General features: G+C 22.6%; 18 protein-coding genes, 2 pseudogenes and 2 CRISPR repeat arrays. Of the genes and pseudogenes, 17 read left to right on the top strand and 3 right to left on the bottom strand.

The genetic code is table 11. The annotated features are described in order from the left end of the window. Positions 1 to 17 precede the first annotated feature (17 nt). Complete coding sequence (locus C7380_RS05895) at positions 18 to 1,301, bottom strand: ABC transporter substrate-binding protein (protein WP_109604565.1); 1,284 nt, start codon at positions 1,299 to 1,301, stop codon at positions 18 to 20. 336 nt (positions 1,302 to 1,637) lie between these two features. Here C7380_RS05895 and C7380_RS05900 point away from each other — a divergent pair, with 336 nt between their 5' ends. Beyond that, the gene (locus tag C7380_RS05900; RefSeq protein ID WP_109604566.1) at positions 1,638 to 2,939 is read left to right on the top strand and encodes a glycosyltransferase family 4 protein; all 1,302 of its coding nucleotides are present in this window, start codon (positions 1,638 to 1,640) and stop codon (positions 2,937 to 2,939) included. Between the two features lie 464 nt (positions 2,940 to 3,403). Here C7380_RS05900 and C7380_RS05905 read toward each other — a convergent pair whose 3' ends face one another. Then, entirely contained in the window at positions 3,404 to 3,877 is a 474-nt protein-coding gene (locus C7380_RS05905; RefSeq protein WP_109604567.1) for a hypothetical protein, read from the bottom strand. A gap of 139 nt (positions 3,878 to 4,016) precedes the next feature. Between C7380_RS05905 and C7380_RS13485 the strand changes: the two genes are divergently transcribed. Next, positions 4,017 to 4,187 carry a hypothetical protein gene (locus tag C7380_RS13485; RefSeq protein ID WP_158274796.1) on the top strand — a complete coding sequence of 57 codons (171 nt, stop codon included), beginning with the start codon at positions 4,017 to 4,019 and terminating at the stop codon, positions 4,185 to 4,187. 416 nt (positions 4,188 to 4,603) lie between these two features. Here the strand turns inward: C7380_RS13485 and C7380_RS05915 are convergent, their stop codons facing one another. Further along, on the bottom strand, positions 4,604 to 5,047 hold the full coding sequence (locus C7380_RS05915; RefSeq protein WP_109604569.1) for a MerR family transcriptional regulator: 444 nt from the start codon (positions 5,045 to 5,047) through the stop codon (positions 4,604 to 4,606). Between the two features lie 148 nt (positions 5,048 to 5,195). Between C7380_RS05915 and C7380_RS05920 the strand changes: the two genes are divergently transcribed. The 15 genes and pseudogenes from C7380_RS05920 (at position 5,196) to cmr6 (ending at position 21,002) form a co-directional block, all read left to right on the top strand. Beyond that, a complete protein-coding gene (locus tag C7380_RS05920; protein ID WP_109604570.1) occupies positions 5,196 to 5,513 on the top strand; it encodes a carboxymuconolactone decarboxylase family protein in 318 nt (105 codons plus the stop codon). 21 nt (positions 5,514 to 5,534) lie between these two features. Beyond that, a pseudogene (locus tag C7380_RS13825) lies at positions 5,535 to 5,954 on the top strand (cupin domain-containing protein). A gap of 11 nt (positions 5,955 to 5,965) precedes the next feature. Further along, positions 5,966 to 7,132, top strand: a complete 1,167-nt coding sequence (locus C7380_RS05930) for an iron-containing alcohol dehydrogenase (RefSeq protein ID WP_109604571.1) — start codon at positions 5,966 to 5,968, stop codon at positions 7,130 to 7,132. A 158-nt stretch (positions 7,133 to 7,290) separates the two neighbouring features. Beyond that, positions 7,291 to 7,416, top strand: a pseudogene (locus C7380_RS13830) (SUMF1/EgtB/PvdO family nonheme iron enzyme); the annotation flags it as partial. Next, positions 7,371 to 7,595, top strand: coding sequence for an SUMF1/EgtB/PvdO family nonheme iron enzyme (locus tag C7380_RS13835; protein ID WP_371682081.1), 225 nt, complete (start codon positions 7,371 to 7,373; stop codon positions 7,593 to 7,595). The pseudogene C7380_RS13830 and the gene C7380_RS13835, both read left to right, overlap by 46 nt. A 236-nt stretch (positions 7,596 to 7,831) precedes the next feature. Continuing rightward, positions 7,832 to 10,003, top strand: a complete 2,172-nt coding sequence (locus C7380_RS05945) for an AAA family ATPase (protein ID WP_158274797.1) — start codon at positions 7,832 to 7,834, stop codon at positions 10,001 to 10,003. 201 nt (positions 10,004 to 10,204) lie between these two features. Then, positions 10,205 to 11,191: a hypothetical protein gene (locus C7380_RS05950; protein WP_109604574.1), complete on the top strand. Its 987-nt coding sequence runs from the start codon at positions 10,205 to 10,207 to the stop codon at positions 11,189 to 11,191. A gap of 205 nt (positions 11,192 to 11,396) precedes the next feature. Then, positions 11,397 to 12,354: a CRISPR direct-repeat array (repeat unit 30 nt; unit sequence CTCTAACAATAACAAGAATTGTATTTAAAT). Between the two features lie 171 nt (positions 12,355 to 12,525). After that, positions 12,526 to 13,446 (top strand): type III-B CRISPR module RAMP protein Cmr1, encoded by a 921-nt coding sequence (gene cmr1 / locus C7380_RS05955; RefSeq protein ID WP_109604575.1) that lies wholly within the window; start codon positions 12,526 to 12,528, stop codon positions 13,444 to 13,446. 4 nt (positions 13,447 to 13,450) lie between these two features. Continuing rightward, a complete protein-coding gene (gene cas10 / locus C7380_RS05960) occupies positions 13,451 to 15,094 on the top strand; it encodes a type III-B CRISPR-associated protein Cas10/Cmr2 (protein WP_158274798.1) in 1,644 nt (547 codons plus the stop codon). Then, entirely contained in the window at positions 15,091 to 16,194 is a 1,104-nt protein-coding gene (gene cmr3 / locus C7380_RS05965; protein WP_109604577.1) for a type III-B CRISPR module-associated protein Cmr3, read from the top strand. The genes cas10 and cmr3 overlap by 4 nt, the downstream gene beginning before the upstream one ends. A 1-nt stretch (position 16,195) precedes the next feature. Beyond that, entirely contained in the window at positions 16,196 to 17,797 is a 1,602-nt protein-coding gene (locus C7380_RS05970; RefSeq protein ID WP_109604578.1) for a hypothetical protein, read from the top strand. Positions 17,798 to 17,807: 10 nt separating this feature from the next. Then, the gene (cmr4, locus tag C7380_RS05975) at positions 17,808 to 18,623 is read left to right on the top strand and encodes a type III-B CRISPR module RAMP protein Cmr4 (protein WP_109604579.1); all 816 of its coding nucleotides are present in this window, start codon (positions 17,808 to 17,810) and stop codon (positions 18,621 to 18,623) included. 13 nt (positions 18,624 to 18,636) lie between these two features. Then, a complete protein-coding gene (gene cmr4, locus C7380_RS05980; protein ID WP_109604580.1) occupies positions 18,637 to 19,575 on the top strand; it encodes a type III-B CRISPR module RAMP protein Cmr4 in 939 nt (312 codons plus the stop codon). 25 nt (positions 19,576 to 19,600) lie between these two features. After that, positions 19,601 to 20,020, top strand: coding sequence for a type III-B CRISPR module-associated protein Cmr5 (gene cmr5 / locus C7380_RS05985; protein WP_109604581.1), 420 nt, complete (start codon positions 19,601 to 19,603; stop codon positions 20,018 to 20,020). 1 nt (position 20,021) lies between these two features. After that, positions 20,022 to 21,002 (top strand): type III-B CRISPR module RAMP protein Cmr6, encoded by a 981-nt coding sequence (cmr6, locus tag C7380_RS05990; RefSeq protein ID WP_109604582.1) that lies wholly within the window; start codon positions 20,022 to 20,024, stop codon positions 21,000 to 21,002. Positions 21,003 to 21,218: 216 nt separating this feature from the next. Next, a CRISPR array of direct repeats spans positions 21,219 to 22,113; the repeat unit is 30 nt; unit sequence CTCTAACAATAACAAGAATTGTATTTAAAT. Positions 22,114 to 22,235 lie beyond the last annotated feature (122 nt).

Consider the following 22,235-nt stretch of genomic DNA (forward strand, 5'->3'; position numbering starts at 1 on the left):
GGACAGCCCCTTTTATTTTATTTACCTAAAACTCTTTTTGCTTCAGTTTGAGCCCATGCTGCTGTCTGTTGAGGACTCCAATCATTTGCGAACATATAATTTATAGCCTTTCCTATAACAAAATTTGCATCGAGTTTACTCATATCAGTAAGAACTTTACCATCTATAAACTCAAATCTTTCAACTTCATTAAGAGCTGCAACTATTTCAGCCATCTTTTCTTTACCATATCTTTGAAGTATAGGATTATCTAAAAATTCATCGCTTTCAGCTATACTACTTCTCGTAGGATTCATTCCACCAGGAGCCATATGTAACCAGTAAACATAATTTTTTGGTGACATTAAAAATTTAATAAAATCTTCTGAATTCGATTTGTCTTTTGATGTATTCAAAATACCTATTCCTACCATTTGTCCATAAGAAGTAGGTCTAATATTAATCATTTTATTAGCAAAACCTGTATGTACCACAAGATCGGCATCAAATTTATCAATTCTTGATTTTTGAACTTCTTCAACAGCAATATCATCCATGATATAAGTTGAATAAAAAGTCATTGCAGTTTCTCCAGAAAGATACCCTTTTAATGCATCAAGAACATCTGTATAACCAGGTTTAGAATATTTACCTAATTCTTTATAAAATCTAAAAGATTCAATCATCTCTTTAGAATCAAAAAGAAGATTACCTTGAGCATCCATTGGTCTAGCTCCATTTGCAAGCGCTATTTCAGTAAATACTTGTTGTGTAAAAGCATTAGCTTTTTTAGGAATTATTATTCCATAAACACCCTTTGCAGGATCATTTAAAGCTTTTGCAGCAGTTAAAATGTTATGCCAACTATATGGATTACCTAAATCTCTTGGTTCAAACCAATCTTTCCTATACCATAAACCTTGTACCCAGGCATGAAAAGGTACTGCAAAAGAAGAACCATCAGCATCACTTAAAAGTTTTTTTGCGCCTGGATATATATCTCCAAAACTATCCACTATTTTTGTGTTCAAATCTTTATCCATGAAATTTTCAGAAGCAAGAAGAAGTAAAGGTTCAATACCAGCTTCTAAAATATCTGGAAGTGTACCAGAATTCTTTGCAACTGGAATTTGAGTCATAAGATCATTTTCTTCAATAGGAACTACATTAACTTTAATTCCAGTTTGAGCTTCATAAATAGTAGCTAAAGCCTTAATTCTTGTTTGTCTATTTGATTCTGTTTCTGTTGTCCAAAATGTTAATTCAGCCATTACAGAAATTGATAAAACAAAAATCATGATTAATAAATAAAACTTTTTCATTAGAAAAATCCCCCTTTTTCTTTTTTGTTGAAAAAATTATTTTTTTTTAATAAAAAATTGAATATTTTCTTCAAAATTATAAAATATAATTTTCTATAATCAAAACATAATTAAATTATGTTTCGACTAATTAATTAAAAATATACCTAAAAAATCATTAAAATCTTTCTTTTACTAACATATTCATAAATTAACATAAATACGATTTTAAAAGAAATAAAAAGTTAAATATAAATAATTGCTTTATTATAATTAAAAAAGCCAAAAATTCAATTTAAGAAAATTTATTTTTTATTTTATAATTAAAAAGAATATTTTCAACAAAGAGGTGATAAAATGAAAATAGGATTACTTCATTATAGAGTCGGAGAAACAGATGGAGTATCACTCGAAATGGAAAAATGGAAAGATGTTTTAACAAAAATGGGAAATGAAGTTTTTTTAATTGGAGGAGAAATTGGAACAAAAAATGCAATAAAAATCCCTTCATTATCTTATAGAAATGAAGAAAATATGATTTTAAAATCATGGATATTTGAAAAAAATGAAAAATCAGAAGAAGAAATTTTGAAAAAATTAAACGAACTCAAAGAAAAAATATATGAAGAACTTCATATTATTAAAAATTTTGATATATTAATTGTTAATAATCTTTTTTCACTTGCTCATAATATACCTGCAGCACTTGCTGTTTATGAATTTTCTAAAGAAAATAAAATAAAGGTTATAGGTCATCATCATGATTTTTATTGGGAAAGAGATTATTATGATAATATAAATAGTCAAAAAATAAAAAATATACTAATAAAATACTTTCCACCTAAAGAAATAAAACATGTAGTTATAAATTCAATTGCAAGAAATAATCTTTTAAGTAAAAAAAACATTGAATCTAAAATAATACCAAATGTATTTGATTTTTCAACAAAAGAATGGAAAAAAGATAAATATAATTCAAAAATATATAGTGAATTAAATATTGATGAAAAACATGATATAGTATTTTTACAGGCTACAAGAATTGTAAAAAGGAAAGGTATAGAAATGGCGATAGATGTACTTTCAAAACTTAATGATAAAATTCATAATTACAATAATAAAGAAACATATAATAAAAAAATAATAAATGATAAAAGTTCTATATATTTAATTTTACCTGGACTTAATGAAGAATCTGAATATTTTGAAAAATTAATAAAATATGCAAATCAAAAAAAAGTTAAACTCAAATTCTGTTCTAAAATATGTTCAGATAAAAGAGAAAAAAATAAATTTTCTTTATGGGATTTTTATGCTATATCTGATTTTATTACCTATCCAAGTTTGCTGGAAGGTTTTGGTAATCAATTTCTTGAAGCTGTTTTTGCAAAGAAGCCTATATTAATATATGAATATCCTGTTTATGAAAAAGATATATCAAAAATAAATTTTAATATAGTAAGTCTTGGTAATAATGCTTATATAAAGGATAGCTTATATACTGTTAGCGAAGAAAAATACGAAACTGCCGCTGAAAAAATATTAAAAATTATTTTTTCAGAAAATATAAATGAAATTTCAAACAATAATTTTAAATTGGGTAAGAAATATTATTCTTATTCAAGATTGGAAAAAGATCTTAGAAATTTAATAAATTAAACCTTGGAACTAAAATCAGTAAATGTAGTGATAATTAGTGTTTTAGCATATTGATGATTTCTGGAATCCTTTATTCATGACTCTCTCTAACAATAACAAGAATTGTATTTAAATACTTCAATCTTAAAAATCAAGATGGTTTTAGAAAATTAGTGTATCTATATAAAAGAGTTAATTCAAAGTTTGTTTTTGATGAGAATGATTTGGATGATTTTTTAAGTATATAATTTTTCAGTTTAGTTTTAAAGTAAAAAAACGAGCAAATAAAATGCTCGTTTTTTTTAGTGATAAATATAATTACAGCTCCACATATTCCCACAATTCTTTGAGAAATCTAGGATATTTTGTTTCTTTTTTCACTTTAGGTAAAGCAACAGCTAACAATCTGCGTGGTCTAGTCATACCTACATAAGCTATTCTCATTAATTCTGAATCTAAGGAACCTTTGTTCAAAAAACTAGGCGTTAATGTTTTTTTAGACTTTGTATATATAACAATAGTGCCTCATAAGTTTCACCTTTGACACCGTGAACTGAGGAACGAGTATAAGTAGTATAATTTTTCTTTTCAAAAAATATTTTTATAGATTTATTTTTAAAATCTTTAAATTTATTATCTCGACTTTTTATTTTCACAATATTATTAATTTTTTTATCCTTTTTAGGGACAAGTTGATAAATATCTAGTCGCTTCTTTAGAATACCCTTAAACTGTTCAATCCAATCTCTAATAAGAATATTTAAATTTGGATACTCAATTAAAATATCTATAATGCAATTTTTCCATTTATCATAAGAAATCAGTTGATTAATATCACTTATAATATATTCTGTATCTTTTATATTCCCAATAAGCATAGAATAAATGGCTTGTTCACATAGATTGAAAGCTTTCTTTCTTGAACCAAGATTCCATTTATACGCTGATTTTGCAAACATCTCTATTTTAGAACTTTTCCATAAACCCGTAATATCAGAATCTGAATGAATTCTATCTCTATAAAAAAAGTAGAAAAATATAGAATTTTTTATAATATTAAATGATATAAAAAATGAATATAACTTTGATTATACTAAAATGTTTTTATGTGTAAAAAATAAAAATATAAAAGATAAAATCAAAGAATACATAGATGAAAATAAATTATCAAAAATATTATTATATGGAAGAAAAAAAGCATCAAGAAAAAGTCAAATAATGTATAAAATAATGAAATATTTATATGAAATTAATTATCCATTTATTTAATTATAATAAGTATAAAAAAGATGATAAAAATAATGAATATTATAAGTATTAGGATAAAAATGAAGACGACAATAATTGGTTAAAACACTATTCAAAAGAAATATATAAAAAAACCAATAAATTACAAATACTGTTAATAGGTGAATTAGATATAGATTATAAAAAATTTAAAGATTATTTTATAATATCAGCCTATAAAACTATAATAAATTATGATGATTTCATTATATTGGATATAATAAAAGAAATAGTAAAATATTCTTATTATCCTCAATATGAACAAAAATATTATTCACTAACAGATTCATGTCATTGTGAATATATAATACATCAAAACAATGAAATAAAATATGGCCCATATATAGAATTTGAATTAAATAAAAAAATAAAACACTTTGATTTTTTATCAAAGAGTTTTATTTTTTTACAATGAATTTATGAAATTTTTTTGGTATATTATCTAAATTATCTGTATCATCCTTATGTATAGCACATGTTCCTGCTTTTTTAGATGTTTCATAAAACCAAGTCTTATAATTCAACATATCTAGCATATCTTGAAATTCTTTTATTTTATTATCTACAATATTACGCTGTGAACTTATAATATCTAATCTTTCATCAATTTTAGAATCACCTTCCATAGAATAATCTATAAAAACCTTAATATCTTTAATAGACATACCAGTTTTTTTCAAACACTCTATAATATTTAACCAAGGTAAATCTTCATCTTTAAACATTCTAATACCACCTTTTGAACGTTCTACAAAAGGTAATAAACCTTCTTTGTCATAATATCTTAACGTAGAAGCTGAAACTCCCATTTGTTTTGCAATTTCGCCTACTGTATAAATCATATTTTGCCTCCAAATAAAAAATTTACAAAAAATCACTTGACTTAAAGTTGACTTTAAGTTGTATACTTTAAATGAACTTGTATTATTTAGTTTATCATTAATTATTGTAAAAGTCAATTACTTTAATTATTAAGGAAGGAGAATTGAAATGAAAAAACAAACAGCTGGCAGAGATGCTTTAGGAGAATTTGCACCAAAATTTGCACAATTAAACGATGATGTTTTATTTGGAGAAATTTGGTCACGCGAGGAAGAATTATCTTTAAAAGAACGTAGTATTATTACTGTTACAGCATTAATAACAAAAGGAATATTTGACAATTCATTAAAATATCATATTATGAATGCTAAAAATAATGGAGTAAGCAAAGAAGAAATGGTTGAAATATTAACTCATTTAGCTTTTTATGTAGGGTGGCCAAATGCTTGGGCTGGATTTTCTTTAGCAAAAGAAGTTTATAAATAATGTAAAAGGAGAGAAAAATAAATGAATAGAAAAGAATTAGAAATGATATCAGATTTTCCTTTAGGAGAAGAAAATAAAAAATTTGCTGAATATTTTATAGGTAAAAGTTATTTAAGTTTTTTAAATGATAAAGAAGTATATATTTTTAATATTACATTCGAACCTGGTTGTCGTAATAATTGGCATATTCATCATGGTGCTGGTTAAATATTAATATGTACTGGTGGAAAAGGTTGGTATCAAGAACAAGGAAAAGAAGCTAGACTTTTAAAAAGCGGTGAAATAGTTTATATTCCACCAGAAGTAAAACATTGGCATGGTGCAGTAATTGATGAAGGATTTGCTCATTTATCATTAGCTTTACCAGCAGAAAATTCAAGTAATGAATGGTGTGAACCAGTAACAGATGAAGAATATCAAAAATTGAATTATAAAAAATAGGAGGTAATTTTATGAATTTTGATTTTACATATGAAAATCCAACAACTATACATTTTGGAAAAAATGCGATGAATAATTTAGAAATAGAGTTATCAAAATATGGAGATAATATACTTTTAGCTTACGGTAGAAATTCAATAAAAAAAATAGGATTATATGATCAAATTATTACTATTTGTAAAAAACTTAATAAAAATGTTTATGAACTTTCTGGAATTATGCCAAATCCAACATATGAAAAAGTACAAGAAGGATCTAAATTAGTAGTTGAAAACAAAGTAGACTTAATACTCGCAGTAGGAGGTGGTTCTGTTATAGATTGTGCTAAGGCTATATCTGTATCAGCTTATTGTGAAGGAGATGCTTGGACAAAATACTGGTTACAATTTGAACCTGTTAATAATAAAATAGTTCCAGTTGGATCTGTACTTACCATGGTTGGAACAGGATCTGAAATGAATGGTGGTTCAGTAATTACTAATGAACAAATGAAATTAAAAATAGGAAGAGTATATCCATTTAATGTAAACCCTAAATTTTCTATATTAAATCCTGAATATACTTATTCTGTATCAAAATATCAAATGGTAAGTGGAATTTTTGATATGATGTCACATTTAATGGAAGCATACTTTGCAGGAAATGATGACAGTGTATCAAATTATATAATTGAGGGTATATTACGTTCAGTAATAGTTAATGCAAGAAAAGCTGTTGAAAATCAAGAAGATTATGAAGCTAGAAGTAATCTTATGTGGAGTGCTTCGCTTGCTATGAATCCAATTGTAGGACTAAGTAAAGCTCAAGACTGGGAAGTTCATATGATAGAACATCAACTTGGTGCTTATACAGATTGTGCGCATGGAATGGGACTTGCTGCTATTTCATTACCTTATTATAGATATATTTATAAATATGGTTTAGATAAATTTGTTCGTTTTGCAAAAGTAGTATGGGGAATTGAAGAAAAAGATAAAACAAAAGAAGAAATAGCTTTAGCAGGTATAGATGAATTAGAAAGATTTACTAAAGAATGTGGAATCATAACTTCTTTAAAAGATTTAGGAGCTACACAAGAAATGTTACCATTAATAGCTGAATCTACAATAGTACTAAATGGGGGATATAAAGAATTAACAAAAGAAGAAATATTAAATATCCTTAAAGAAGCTTATTGATAAATAAAAATAAAGTTAATGAAGATAATAATATTTTATTAGAAAAAGGTTCATTCATTATGGTAAATGATAATAAAGACTATTATGAAAAATCGGCCCACAAAGTAACTTTGACATAAAGTAATTTAGCAAAAGAAGTTGCTTGGTACAGTAAAAATTCAGAAATTCAAATTCATGAAATAGGGGGAAAATTACCCAATGAGTTAGGATTATATGATATGAGTGGAAACGTTTGGGAATGGTGTTATGGTGGTATACAGATTACAACAAATCAAATCAGATAGATCCATTGCAACATAGTTCAAGAAAGTATCGTGTTGTACGTGGTGGAAGTTGGTTTGTAAATTCTCATAACGTTCGTATTTTTAACAGATATAATAACCTTCCCACTGCTACTGTGAGTGATGTAGGATTTCGATTGGTTAAAACATTGGTGAAAAATAAAGAAAAGTATAAATATTAACTAATAAATGTATATATATAAATATAATTAATAAAATTTGAGTTATAAATTTATATTTCAAAAGAGTTATAATATTAATATGACTTTTTGGAGATGTATTAAATGAATAAAAAAAATATAAAAATGAATAAAAAATTGATTTACAGTCCTTGAAAAAGGACTGTTTTTTTATTAATTAATCAAGTTGGGGTGATTAATTAACGGATTATCCTATCAAAAGGGGAATGAGGATAAAAATGATTAATAAAATTTTTTTAGATCAAGTAGCGACATATGAAGAAATAGAGTTTTCACCATCAAAAATAAATTATATTTATGGTGGGAATGGTACAGGGAAAACAACTATATCAAAAGTTATAGCAGAAGATAAAAAATATTCTGAATGTGATATCTGTTATGAAGAAGATAGAATTAATAGTATTGTTTATAATAAAGATTTTGTTAAAAAACATTTTTCACAGAGTGATTCTATTAAAGGAATATTTACTTTAGGAAAAGATAATAAAGAAATTAAAGAAGAAATAGATGAAAAAAATAATCAAATTATCGATTTAAAAGATAAAAGAGAAAAGGATAATGATAATAAAGAAATTAAAGAAAAAGAACGAGAAAAAGAAATGGGAAAATTTATAAATGAAATTTGGGAAATAAAGAAAAAATACGAAGTAGACTTTAGGGAAGCTTTTGAAGGTTATATATGGTCTAAAAAAGCTTTTTTTGATAAATGTCTAAAAGAATCGGAAGAAAATAAATATGAGTTAATTAAATACAATGAAATTATTAAAAAGAAAGAAATTGTTTTTGATAAAGAACCTGAAAAATATGAACGATTAGAAAAGCTTAATTTTGAAAAAATTATAAAATTAGAAGAATTAGATATTTTATCTAAGCCTATTATTGGGAAAGATAATGCTCAAATAGGAAATTTAATAAAACAATTAAAAAATAGTGATTGGGTAAACAGTGGTAGAAAATATTTAGAACAAAGTAAAAATAAATGTCCTTTTTGTCAACAAACAATAAATTTTGAAATAAAAAAAGATATAGAAGATTTTTTTGATGAGTCATATAAAGAAGAGTATGAAAAAATAAAAAAATTAAGGAATTATTATGAAGAAAGTATTGAAGGTTTATTTAATAAAATAGAGATATTGAGAAAAAAAGATATAAAAATTATTGATTTATCTATTTTAGAAGAAAAAATTCAAATTTTAAAAGAAAAAGCTAAAAGAAATTTAATGATAATTGATGAAAAACTCAAAAATCCAAGTAATATAAAAAAATTAGATTATATTTCTACTATTATAAAAGATATAAATTTAGAAATAGATGAATTTAATTCTAAAATAGAAACTAATAATAAAATAATAGAGAATATTAAAGTTGAAAAAAAGAATTTAAAATATAAAATATGGAGATATATTGTTGAAGAGTATAAAGGTAATATAGAAAGATATAATAAAAAAATAAAAGGATTAAATAAAGGTCTTGAAAACCTTAATAAAAATATAGAAATAAAAGATAATAAAATAATAAAAATAGAAAAAGAAATTGAATTAATGGAATCTGAAATTACTAGCATTGAATACACAAAAAATGAAATCAATAAAATACTTAAAAATTTTGGATTTAATAGTTTTAAAATTGAAAAGGCATCTGAAAAAGGTTTTTATAAAATTGTTAGACCTGATGGTTATTGTGTTGAAGAAACCCTTAGTGAGGGTGAATATAATTTCATTACATTTTTATATTTTTATAAAATGATTAAAGGAAGTCTTAATCCAACAGGAATGATAAAAGATAAAATTGTTGTTATAGACGATCCTGTTTCAAGTTTAGATAGTAATATTCTTTTTATTATTTCTAATTTAGTTAGAGATATTATAGATGACTGTAAAAATAATTGTAAAAATGGGATAAAACAAATTTTTTTAATGACTCATAATGTTTATTTTCATAAAGAGGTAACTTTTAATATTAAAAAACATTATTTAAAAGATGAGAAATTTTGGATTATAAAAAAAATTAATGAATTATCTTCAATTGAACCATACAATAAAAATCCGATACAAACAACGTATGAAATGCTTTGGACTGAAATAAGGGATATAAAAAAAATTAATAAAGTTACTGTTTTTAATACATTTAGAAGAATTTTAGAATACTATTTTAATATTATTGGAGGTACAGATTATAAAAAATGCATTGAAGAATTTGAATATGAAGAAAAATTAATATGTAAATCTTTATTATCATGGATAAATGATGGATCACATTTTTTAAATGATGATATGCATATTTATAGTGAATTTGATAGTATTGAAAAATACTATAATGTTTTTAAAATGATTTTTGAAAAAACAGGTCATAAAAATCATTTTGATATGATGAATAAAAAAATAAATTAATGAATTATTATTAAGAAAGTAAATTATTGAAGACTTACTTAATAAAATAGATATAACTGATATTAAACATTATGATTATTTTTTTAATCGTTGTTTATCATTAATAGGCTTAGCTATTCAGTATTTAAAATAGAGGAAGAAAAAATTGTATGAATACATTATTGAAAATATAAAAAAATAATCTTTTGGGAGGAATATTTTTTGTATAATATTAATAGAAAACAAGCAGATAGAATTGAACCAGTAACTTTTTCAGATCTGAATATGACTGAAAACGATATAGAAGAAATTTTAAGAAATAGTATAGATATGGTTTGTGAAGAAGAAGAATCTATGCTTATTGTAGGAAGACAGGTTAGAAATGAAAAAAATGGAAGAAGCGATTCGACGGCAGTCGACAATAATGGGAATATAGTTCTTATTGAAATAAAAAGAGATCGTAAAGATATTGAAAATCGTAAAGAAGCTTTTGAATTTCAAGCGATAAGATACGCTGCTAGTTATGCAACTATTAATAATTCAGACGATTTAGTCAAAAAAGTATATTCTTCATATATTGAAAAATATAAAACTGAATTTGAAATTGGAGAATTAACGTCTTATGAATTAGGAGTTAGAAAATTAAATGAATTTCTTAAAGAAAATGATGCAGAGAAAAATTTTAATAAAAAACAAAGAATAATTCTTGTTGCATCGGATTTTGATGAACAAACTCTTTCTGCCGTTGCTTGGCTTAATAGTAATAATGTTGATATAAGCTGTTATAAATTAATACCATATAAAATAAATGAAAGTATTTATTTGAATGTTGAAAAATTATTACCTATTATAAATTATAATGATTACTATGTGAATTTAATGGGAAATAAAATAAAATCTTTATCAATGGAAAATGACAAAAAAATTACACGTAGATCATTACCTAAGATTGATTCTATGCTTGAATGGGGAATTGTTAAAGAAGGAGATGTAATAATAGCTAAAGATAGAGGAAATGAAGCAACTCTTCTTTCTAATGGTAATGTAATGGTAGATGAAAAAGAAAAATCTATGCAAGCTTGGTTAAAAAAAATATTTGATTGGTCTACTATTAATACTTATATTTTTGCAGTTCATAAAGAAACAGGAAAAACATTATATCAACTTAGAGAAGAATATATGTCACAAAAAGAAATAAATGATATATAAAAAATAAGTGATTTGATAAAAATCGCTTCTTTTTTCCAAGTGATTGAAGTTGAAAAACTGGTAGAAATAGTATATAATAATAATTAGGAAAGAAAAAAGGAAGAAATTTTAATTGAGATGAAATCGCTGGAACTAAAATCAGTAAATGTAGTGATAATAAGTGTTTTAGCATATTGATGATTTCTGGAATCCTTAATTCATGACTCTCTAACAATAACAAGAATTGTATTTAAATTTTATAATTTCTTCATTTTCTATATCTTCAGAATCGTCTCTAACAATAACAAGAATTGTATTTAAATGAAATATTCTTCGAGAACCTGTTCGCGGACCTCTTTCTCTAACAATAACAAGAATTGTATTTAAATACAGAAATTCCCACCAAACTTCTGCCCACTTTAAACATCTCTAACAATAACAAGAATTGTATTTAAATATTTTGTTATTTTCTTTTTCAGTTCCCATTAAATCACTCTAACAATAACAAGAATTGTATTTAAATTTGAATATATTAGGTTTCCAATTATTCAATTTATATCTCTAACAATAACAAGAATTGTATTTAAATTTAACAGTTGCTACTGTTATAGTTAAAAATAAAAATCTCTAACAATAACAAGAATTGTATTTAAATTGATTTGAAATATTCTTTTTTCTCCCATTTTATCCACTCTAACAATAACAAGAATTGTATTTAAATTTTGAATATCTATTATTACCTTTTTTATCTTGCCATCTCTAACAATAACAAGAATTGTATTTAAATACTGTTTGCTTAAAGTAATCTATATGATTACTGTTGCTCTAACAATAACAAGAATTGTATTTAAATCTTTTAACAAGTATAGAATTACCTAATAGTAAAAAACTCTAACAATAACAAGAATTGTATTTAAATTTCTTGCGAAAGGTTTCTTAAGCTTTCTATAAAACCCTCTAACAATAACAAGAATTGTATTTAAATGAAAAACCTGAACCATTAATAATAATATTATATATAACTCTAAAAATAACAAGAATTGTATTTAAATAAATGTTCGGTTATGGTGACGGATCCTTTTGTTTTTCTCTAACAATAACAAGAATTGTATTTAAATTTCTCGGACAATTGAACTTGCCCATATTTTTTAATTCTCTAACAATAACAAGAATTGTATTTAAATAAAATAAAAACTTCCAAATTTATTTGGAAGTTTTTTTTATAAAAAATTACATAAAAATTATTGATAAAAAAATAACATATAATTTTAAAATAATTATTATAAATGATATAATTAAAAATATAAAGTAAACAAATATTAATGAAACAAAAATAAAAGAGGTGAAATTTTATCATGAATAAGTTTACTGTTGAATTAGAGACTATAACTCCTATGTTTTCATATGGAAGCGATAAATATAAACCGGAGTTTAGAGTCACTGAATTAAAATCATTAATGAGAAACACATTTAGAGAATTTTATGATTTTAAAAATTTAAAAGAAATGAAGGAAAAAGAAGCAGAACTTTTTGGAGATTTAAATAAAAAAAGTCCTTTTAGTATTAAAGTAAGTGATCCAAAAAAAATAAATTTTAATAAATTAGATTTACCTCTTTTTAAAATTCTAACTCCACATAAAATATTAAATCAAGAAAATATTGATGCTAAAAATATTTATAATTTATTAAAAGAAGATAAGATTTATAAACTATATGAAAAATTATTTGATAAAAAAATTTCTGTAAAAGTAGATTTTATTGTTAAAGATAAAAAGAGCGAAGATTTTTATAAAAAATTATTAGTATATTCTTCAATTTTAGGAGGGTTAGGAAGAAGAGTAAGAAAAGGATTTGGATGTTTCAAAGTAAAAGAAAAAGATTTAAACGAAAAAATTTCTGAAAATAATTTTGAAGATTTAAAAAATTTTAAAAAACTTGAATATTTTAAAGATTCTAATATGATAAAAAAATTACAAATAATAGAATTAGAAGATGAATATTCAAAAGTTATTTTAGAATTATCAGCATTAACTCATAATGCAATTTCAAAAGGTAAAATAAATGGAAGACTTTCTTCTCCTATATATATAACTTTTTGGGAGAGTGAGTATAAAAAATATATTATTATAAAAGAATTAAATTGTGATTATTTATCCAAATATAATATTAAAGAATTTGATAAATATTATGAACATTTTATGGATGAGTTAAAAAATTTAGATTTTTATAAAAGTGAAAAAGTTTTTGAAATATTAAATACTGAAAAAGATGGGTGATTATATGAATGAAAAAATAATTTTGTTTTCTATAGGTTCTGTTCAAGAATATATTATTAACTCAAGAAATTTAAAAGATTTAAAAAATAGTAGTGATATTATAAAAGAAATAATGTTAAAAGGAATAGAATTTTTTAAATGCTTTGAAGGGGAACTTATCTTACCAAATCTTGAAGTTGATAATTTAAATCTTTTGAAGAATGATAATAATATACCAAATTATTTTATTATTAAATATAAAAATTCTGAATATCTTGGAAAGAAACTAGAAGAAGAATTAAAAGAATTTTATATTGAAAAAGTAGAAAAAGAGTTAGAGCCAGATAATAAAAAAATTAGCAATGAAATTATTAAAAATCAAATCAAATCAACTTTTAATTTTTATTGGGTTGAAACAGAATATGATGATGAAAATTATAAAAAATTTTATAATGAACTTTATACACATTTTGATGCTGTAAAAAACTCAAAAAAATATAGTACTTTAGAAGAAACAGGTAAAAAATGTAGTATATGCGGAGAAAAAAATGTATATTTTAAAAAAAATAATAATAATAATAAAATAAACTGTTTTATAGGTAAAAATTTAAAAGAAAATGAAACTTTATGTATTTCTTGTTATTTTAAAAGAATATATAATAATAAAAATTTATCAACTAATAATAAAAATTTATCAACAGCAAAAATAGCCTTGAGTTGTCTTGAAGAGAATGAAAAATTAAAAAAAATTTTAAATCAATATAATAATAATAATAATAATAAAGATCTTTATGAAGGTATTTTAGACTCTAAAGATAATATTGATTTGCCAAATTATTATTGTATTTATAGATTGGATATAGATAATTTAGGGAAATGGATGAGTGGAAAGTACTTTACAAGTACTGAAAATAAAAATTTTAAAAAGTATCAACAAAATTTATCACTTAAAATTAATAAATTTTTTAATAAAATAAAAGAATTTTTTAAAAATAAAAATAAATTAGATTTTTTGATATATGCAGGAGGTGATGATTTACTAGCAGTTTTACCTGTAAGTTTAATTTATGAGTTTGATAATGAAATATTTAAAATATTTAAAGAAATTTTTAAAGGTGAGTATTCTAAATTAACTTATTCAAAAGGAATATTTATAACTCATTATAAAACTCCTTTAAAAGAAATTGTAAGAGTATCTAAAACAGAGCTTGAAAAAACTAAAGAAAGATTTTCTAAAAAAAGAATTGATAGAGAATTAGAAAAAGATAGCACTGTTATTTCTATTATGAACGAGGGATATGATAGTAGAAGTATTTATTTTAAAAATAAACTTCATAACGAAAATGCTATTGAATTTGTATTGAGAGATTTACAAAAATATTTTTCAGAAAGTTCAAGCTATTTTCATTTTGAATTAGAAAATCAATTTATTAATATGGACGATATTGAAGAAAATAATTTAATAGATATTTTTATGTTAGAGCAAAGAAGATTAATGAAAAGAGCTTATAAAAACAAAGATAATGAATTTGAAAATGTACATAAAAAATTACTTAAATATTTAGAATTAAATGCAAAATTAGGTGATTTTATTGATTTTGAAAATTATTTTAATTTATTTCATATAGTGAGAAAATATTCTCAATTAATGAGGAAGTGTTTGAAATGAGTACTAAAATATTAAGGATAAAACCACAAGATACATTGTTTTTTGGCTCTGGTAAAGTATTAAATAAAGGTGAAAATAGTTGGAGCGGTACAAAACTTGTACCTTATCCAAGTGTTTTTTATGGTGCAATATGTACTTTGATGCTTTCTAAAAGTCAAAATAGGAAAATTGAATATATAGACAATAAAAATCAAGATTCAGATCCAAGAAAATTTTTAGAAATAAAGGCTATTTATTTATACGATGAAAATGATAAAGAAATTTTAATCCCAGCACCTCTTGATTTGTATTTGGATAAATTAAATAAAATTCATTATGCAAATATAAAAAAATCAAAGTTTAAAACATCAGTAGATGAAAGTTTAAAAAAATTATTTTTTAAACCAGAAAACATAGAAACTAAAAAGATTGAAAATATGTTTATTTCAGTTAGTGATTTAAATTATTCTTATGCATTTTATCAAGATAGTATAGATATATATAGCCAAAACAACATAAATAATAGCAGTTATAAAGTAGGTATAGAAGTAGATAGGGATACAAAAACAGCAAAAGAAAAAATGTTGTATAGAATAGATTTAAATGAATTAAAAGGAAATATATGGAGTTATTTAGTTGAATATGAGATAAGAAATGATTGGGAAGAAAATTTTGATTTAAATCAAGGATATTTAAAATTGGGTGGAGAAAACAAGATTTGTAAATATTTTATGGAAGATAAGTCAAATTATATTGATTTAACTGAAGAAGTTTATTCTGAAACTAATAAGTCAAATTATATAAAAATTGTATTTATTTCTCCAAGCATATTTAAAAATAAAGAAGATATAAAAAAAGATATTAAAGCATATACTAATTCAAAGCCTTATTTAATTGGTGGATATGATATGAAAGAAAAAAAACCAAAGCCTATGAAAAATTATATACCAGAAGGATCTGTATATATTTTAAAAAATAAAAAATTTAAAAATAAAACTATTTCTGAGATAGAAGAAATTATAAACAGTGAATATTTTGAAAAAGAGGATCAAATTATAGGATATTCAAGGTATAAAGTTATTTTTTTATCTAAAGAAGAATTAAAAGAAATGGAGGATTAAAATGAACGAAGAAAATAAAAAGGACATCGAAAATGAATTTGATGCTATAGTTGTATGTTCAACTTTAAATCAAATGGTAAATTATTTAACGATAAAAGAACATGAACATTTATTTAAAAATGAAAAAAATATAATTATTATTGGAGGAAAAATAGAAAAAATTGAAAATTATGATCCTAATTTTAAAAATAATTTTACTTATAACAATAAGTTTAATTATTTTGAATGGAATAATAATTTAAAAACAGTTTTAAATACGGATAAATCTTATAATATTAGAGAAATTGAATTTAATAATAACAAAATAAAAAATCATAAATCAATTATAAGTAAATTAAAGAAAAGTATAAAGAAAGAAAAAAAAATATTATGGAATATAACAGGTGGGCAAAGACATTTTGTTATGGCTATTACTCAATATGTTTTGAATGAAAGAGATGATGATGTAATTATTTACTTTGATGGAGATACAGAAAAATATTATTATTATTATGGGAAAAATACAAATAAAGTTTCAAATAAAAATATAAAATTAGATAAAAATAATGAAGTAATGAATATAGAAATAGCATTAAAATTAATGGGATTTGATTCATCTAAAGATGATCGTTATAAAGTTGATGAATCATACAAATTTTTGAAAAATATTGAGAGTATTGATGGAAATTATGAAATTAAGTTAAAAAATGAAGATGAAAATAAACATAGAAAATTAAAAGAAGAGTTTCAAGAAAAATTAAATGAATTTCAAGTATATAATAAAATGTACCATAAATTTTATGACTTAAAAGAAAAATTAGATGAATTTCAAGAATTATTAATAAAATCAAATGGATATAAAAATGAATATAATTTGTATAAAGAATTATACGCAAATGAAAAAGAAAATGAAAAAGAAAATGAAAAAGAAATTAAAAAAATTAAAGAAATTTTAAATAATTTTTTAGATAGCGATCCATCAAAATTGGATAAAAATATAAAAAAAACGCTAAGAAATTTAAATAATAATAAAAAGCTAAATGTAAATGCTGAAAGTATATTAAGAAAGTATGCTAATAAAAAAAGTTTAGATGGCAATATTTTTGATCAAATAATAGGAAAAATGGAAAGTAAAAATATATTAAACTTAACAGAAAATGAAAAAAATATATTAGAAAAAAGTTTGGGTGGACATAAAAGAGGAAAAGTTTTTGGATATATTTTAGAAAACATGACTTTTTATAGAATGATAGATATAATTTCTAGAGAATTTCAAAATGAAATAGCTGATATAAGATTTGATCATAGTTCTTATGTTAATAAAGAAAATATAGATCAATTTGATATATTACTATTAACAAAAAAAGGGAAATTGATTAATTTTGAATGTAAATCAGGAGGAATGGTTGGAGATAATGCTAAGAGTAATAATTATTCTACTTATGCAATTTCAGGAGTTTATGGAACACCTGTTTTAATTCATCCTGTTTTTGATCTTAAAAAACGTCAAAAAGATATTTATAAAAATATTAAATCAGCTTATAATTCAGCAAAAAAAGCAAATTTAGATACATGTTCAATTGAAGGAATAAAGTGTTATTTAGAAAAAATATTAAAAAAATAGGAGGAGAAAAATGTTTAGTACATCAAAACAGTTATTTATAAAAACAAAATCTCCTTTACACGCAGGAATTGGTAGAACAATAGGGAATATTGATATGCCCATTCAAAGAGAAAAGTATGGAGGATATCCAAAGATAGAAGCAACAACTTTAAAAGGTAACTTAAGAAAATACTATGAAAATAATGATGCAAATAATTATTTTGGAAAAGCAAATAATGAAACAGTATCGGTATTTGGAATTACTGATGCTAGACTTTTATTTTATCCTATAAAAACAATTAAAGGTATGTATACCTATGTTACTTGTTCTTACTTATTAAATAGATTTATTGAAGATAATAAAATTATAGAAGAAATAGAAGGATCTAAAATATTTGACGTACCAGAAAACAAGTGTGGTATTATAAAAAATAATAATCAATTTTCTGATTTAAAAGATGATTATATTTATTTAGACAATTTTATATTTAAAAAAATAAGTATTGATAATAATAAAAATAAAGCATTAGAAAAATTTAATTTTATTAAAGAAAAGGATATTATATTACTTTCTGATAATGATTTTAATGAATTAATATTTTTAAACAAAAATATAGTTCATAGAAATAGAGTAAATGAAATTACAGGCGTTGTAGATAAAAAGAGTGGTTCTTTATATACAGAAGAGTATGTGCCAATAGAAACAGTTTTTTATACTTTAATTTTGAAAAATGAATTTGGTGAAAATGATCTTTATGAAAAATTTTTTGAAGAAATTCCTTTGAAAATTCAAATAGGAAGTAATTATAATTTTGGAAAAGGAATAGTGGAAATTATAAAAAAATAATTGGAGGTATAAAATGAAAAGTGAATTTTTTTATATAAAAGCATTAACTCCTATACATGCAGGTTCTGGAGAAACATTAGGATATGTAGATATGCCGATTCAAAGAGAGCAACATTCTGACATACCAAAAATAGAGGCATCAACTTTGAAAGGGTGTATAAAAAATAAAGTTTATAAATTAGAAAAAATATATGAAGAGAATACTAATGAAGAAACTAAAATAAAATATGAACTAGTATTTGGATCTGAAAAAGGTGAAGATAGAGCAAGTTTTTTGGGATTTACAGATGCTGTATTATTATTTTTTCCAGTAAAATCTGATAAAGATATATTTAAATTAATAACTTGTCCGTATTTATTGAATAGATGGGTAAATGATTTGGATGAAATAAAAGAAGAAATAAAAGAAATAAAAGAAGGAGAATATGTATCTTTATTTGAAGATAAAGATAAAAATAAAAAAATATACTTAGAAGAGTATGTTTTTAATAAATCTGAAATATTTAATGGAGAATCAGAAGGAAAAGAAATATCAAAATTATTAAAAAGTAAAATTAAAGGTATAGAAGAAAACAAAATAGTGATATTAAATGATACAGATTTTATTGATTTAGTTAATATGTATACAGAAGTTATAACAAGAAATAAAATAGATTCTTTTACAGGAGTTTCAGCAAAAACAGGACTTTTTACAGAAGAATATTTGCCTTCAGAAACAATACTATACTTTAAAGTTTTTGAAAATAACATAATTCATTCTTCTAGTGATGACAACGATTCGAAGAAAGATGACAACTATTTGAAGAAAGATGACAACGATTTGAAGAAAGGGGTTATAAATTCTTTAAAAAATTTTGAAACAATACTGAAATATTTGAAAGAGGAAATGGGTAATGTGTTTCAAATAGGAGGTAATTCCACCATTGGAAAAGGTATTGTAAAAAGAATATAATAATTAAAAAATAAGAGGTGTTATTATGGGAAATTTAAATAATACGAATTTAGAAGTTTCTAAATTTTCTTTAGATTGTGTAAAAAAATGTGTAGATGAAAAAGAAATTAAAGTACAAAAAGAATATAAAACATTGGTAAAAAAAATGCCTACACTAATACAAAAAAATGGTTTCATAAATACATTAGCTTTTTTACTTTCAAAATCTAAATCTAATGAGCAGCATGAAATAGTTATAAAAAATATAATTGACTGGAGTAAAAAAAATAAAAAAATAGAAATATTTTTAAAATTAGATGAAAATGGTTGTGATTTTGAAAAATATATAAATAAAATAAATAATATAACTGATAATTATGAGTATAGATTGATTACAAAAGAAATGATGATTTTGTTTGGATGGGTAAAAAGATTTGCAGATGCAATGATAGAAAAGGAAGATTAATATGGAAATAAAAAAAATAAAAAAAATTATTTTTAATAAAAAAACTAAGGATTATAAAATAGAATTTTATAATAGAAACCCAATAATTAAAAAAAATAAAAAATTAAAAGAATTAAAAGAAAATACTTTTCAAATTATTAAAGATAACAAAATAATTAATAATTATTGTTTTTTAGAAGATAAAGAAATAAAAACTATTTCTAATTTAAATTTACAGATTAATAAATTTCCTCAGTATAAATTGAATTTAGAAATAGATGTAAAAAATGATATTGAAATTGAAGAAACAAAAACACAATTAGAGAATATAGACGAAAATATTAATTTTATAAAAGAAAATTATAAAAATGAATATTATTTTTTAGACTTAAATCCTAAATTAGAAGATAAAATGATTATTGGATTAGGAGAACATTCAGTATACGAAACAAATATTACATTGCATAATATTTACGGTGTACCTTATATTCCGGGTTCAGCACTAAAAGGAGTATTAAGAAATCATATAATAAAAAAATATTATATTAATTCTGATACCAAGGATTCAAAAGAAATAGAGAAAAATATAATTAAAGATAAATTTTTTAATGATTTATTTGGTGGAGAAAAAAATAAAGGAAATTTAATTTTTATAGATAGTTTCCCAAATAAAAATATAGAAATAAAATCTGATATTATGGTTCCTCATCATACTAAATATTTTAAAAATGAAAATGATTTTCCAAGAGATGATGAAGATCCAAAAATAATAAAATTTTTAGTTGTAAAAGGTGGGAATTTTAAAATAAATATAGGAGTTAGAAATGAATATAAAGAATTAAAAATTAAAATTGATGAAAACACAGGTATAAAAAATAATAAAGAAGAATTAGATAAAAAAACATATGAAGAATTTATCAAAAATGAAATAAAAGAAGCATTAGAATTCAATGGAATAGGTGCTAAAACATCTGTTGGATATGGATTTTTTTCATTTGACTAAAAAGAAGATTTAAATCTTCTTTTTGGTTTTTTATAATAAAAAATTTCCAGGTGATGGAAGTTGAAAAATTGATAGAAATATTATATAATGGTAATTAAGAAAGAAAAAAGGAAGAAATTTTAATTGAGATGAAATCGCTGGAACTAAAATCAGTAAATGTAGTGATAATAAGTGTTTTAGCATATTGATGATTTCTAGAATCCTTTATTCATGACTCTCTAACAATAACAAGAATTGTATTTAAATATAGCAGAGTCTCTGAAATTTTCTTCTTGATTTTTTCTCTAACAATAACAAGAATTGTATTTAAATATTTCCAATTTAAATAATTTTTAAATTTATCTATATCTCTAACAATAACAAGAATTGTATTTAAATGCTATATCTTCCATAACTACTCTATAGTCATGATTTCTCTAACAATAACAAGAATTGTATTTAAATTTAAGACAGGGTAACGCTTATTGATATAGACCTACTCTCTAACAATAACAAGAATTGTATTTAAATAATTCTTGATCATCATGTTTTATTTTCCATGTTCCTCTCTAACAATAACAAGAATTGTATTTAAATAAAGACAAAATATATATTTTTATTTGAAAAAAAGAGCTCTAACAATAACAAGAATTGTATTTAAATAAAGAAAGTATAACCGAATATTTCAATAATATAGCTACTCTAACAATAACAAGAATTGTATTTAAATTATAATTTCATTCTAATGATGTCTTTAGACTGACCCAACTCTAACAATAACAAGAATTGTATTTAAATTATAATTTCATTCTAATGATGTCTTTAGACTGACCCAACTCTAACAATAACAAGAATTGTATTTAAATTATAATTTCATTCTAATGATGTCTTTAGACTGACCCAACTCTAACAATAACAAGAATTGTATTTAAATATATTTTCCTCTTTTGATTTGAAATATTCTTTTTTCCTCTAACAATAACAAGAATTGTATTTAAATTATAAACATAGGACCTCTTGAACTAAATCCTCCCATCTCTAACAATAACAAGAATTGTATTTAAATTCTTCATAATATTTAACTATAAAATCACGTACAATTCTCTAACAATAACAAGAATTGTATTTAAATCATTTTGCACCTCCAAAATAATTTTTGTATAGTATCTTTCTAAATTCTAAAAACGTTTATTTAAAGTAATTTTAAACGATGTTAAAAGGGATATTTACCTCCATAGGTTATAATTAAATTGT

It is taken from the genome of Oceanotoga teriensis, assembly GCF_003148465.1.
In the GTDB taxonomy this organism is placed as follows: Bacteria; Thermotogota; Thermotogae; order Petrotogales; family Petrotogaceae; genus Oceanotoga; species Oceanotoga teriensis.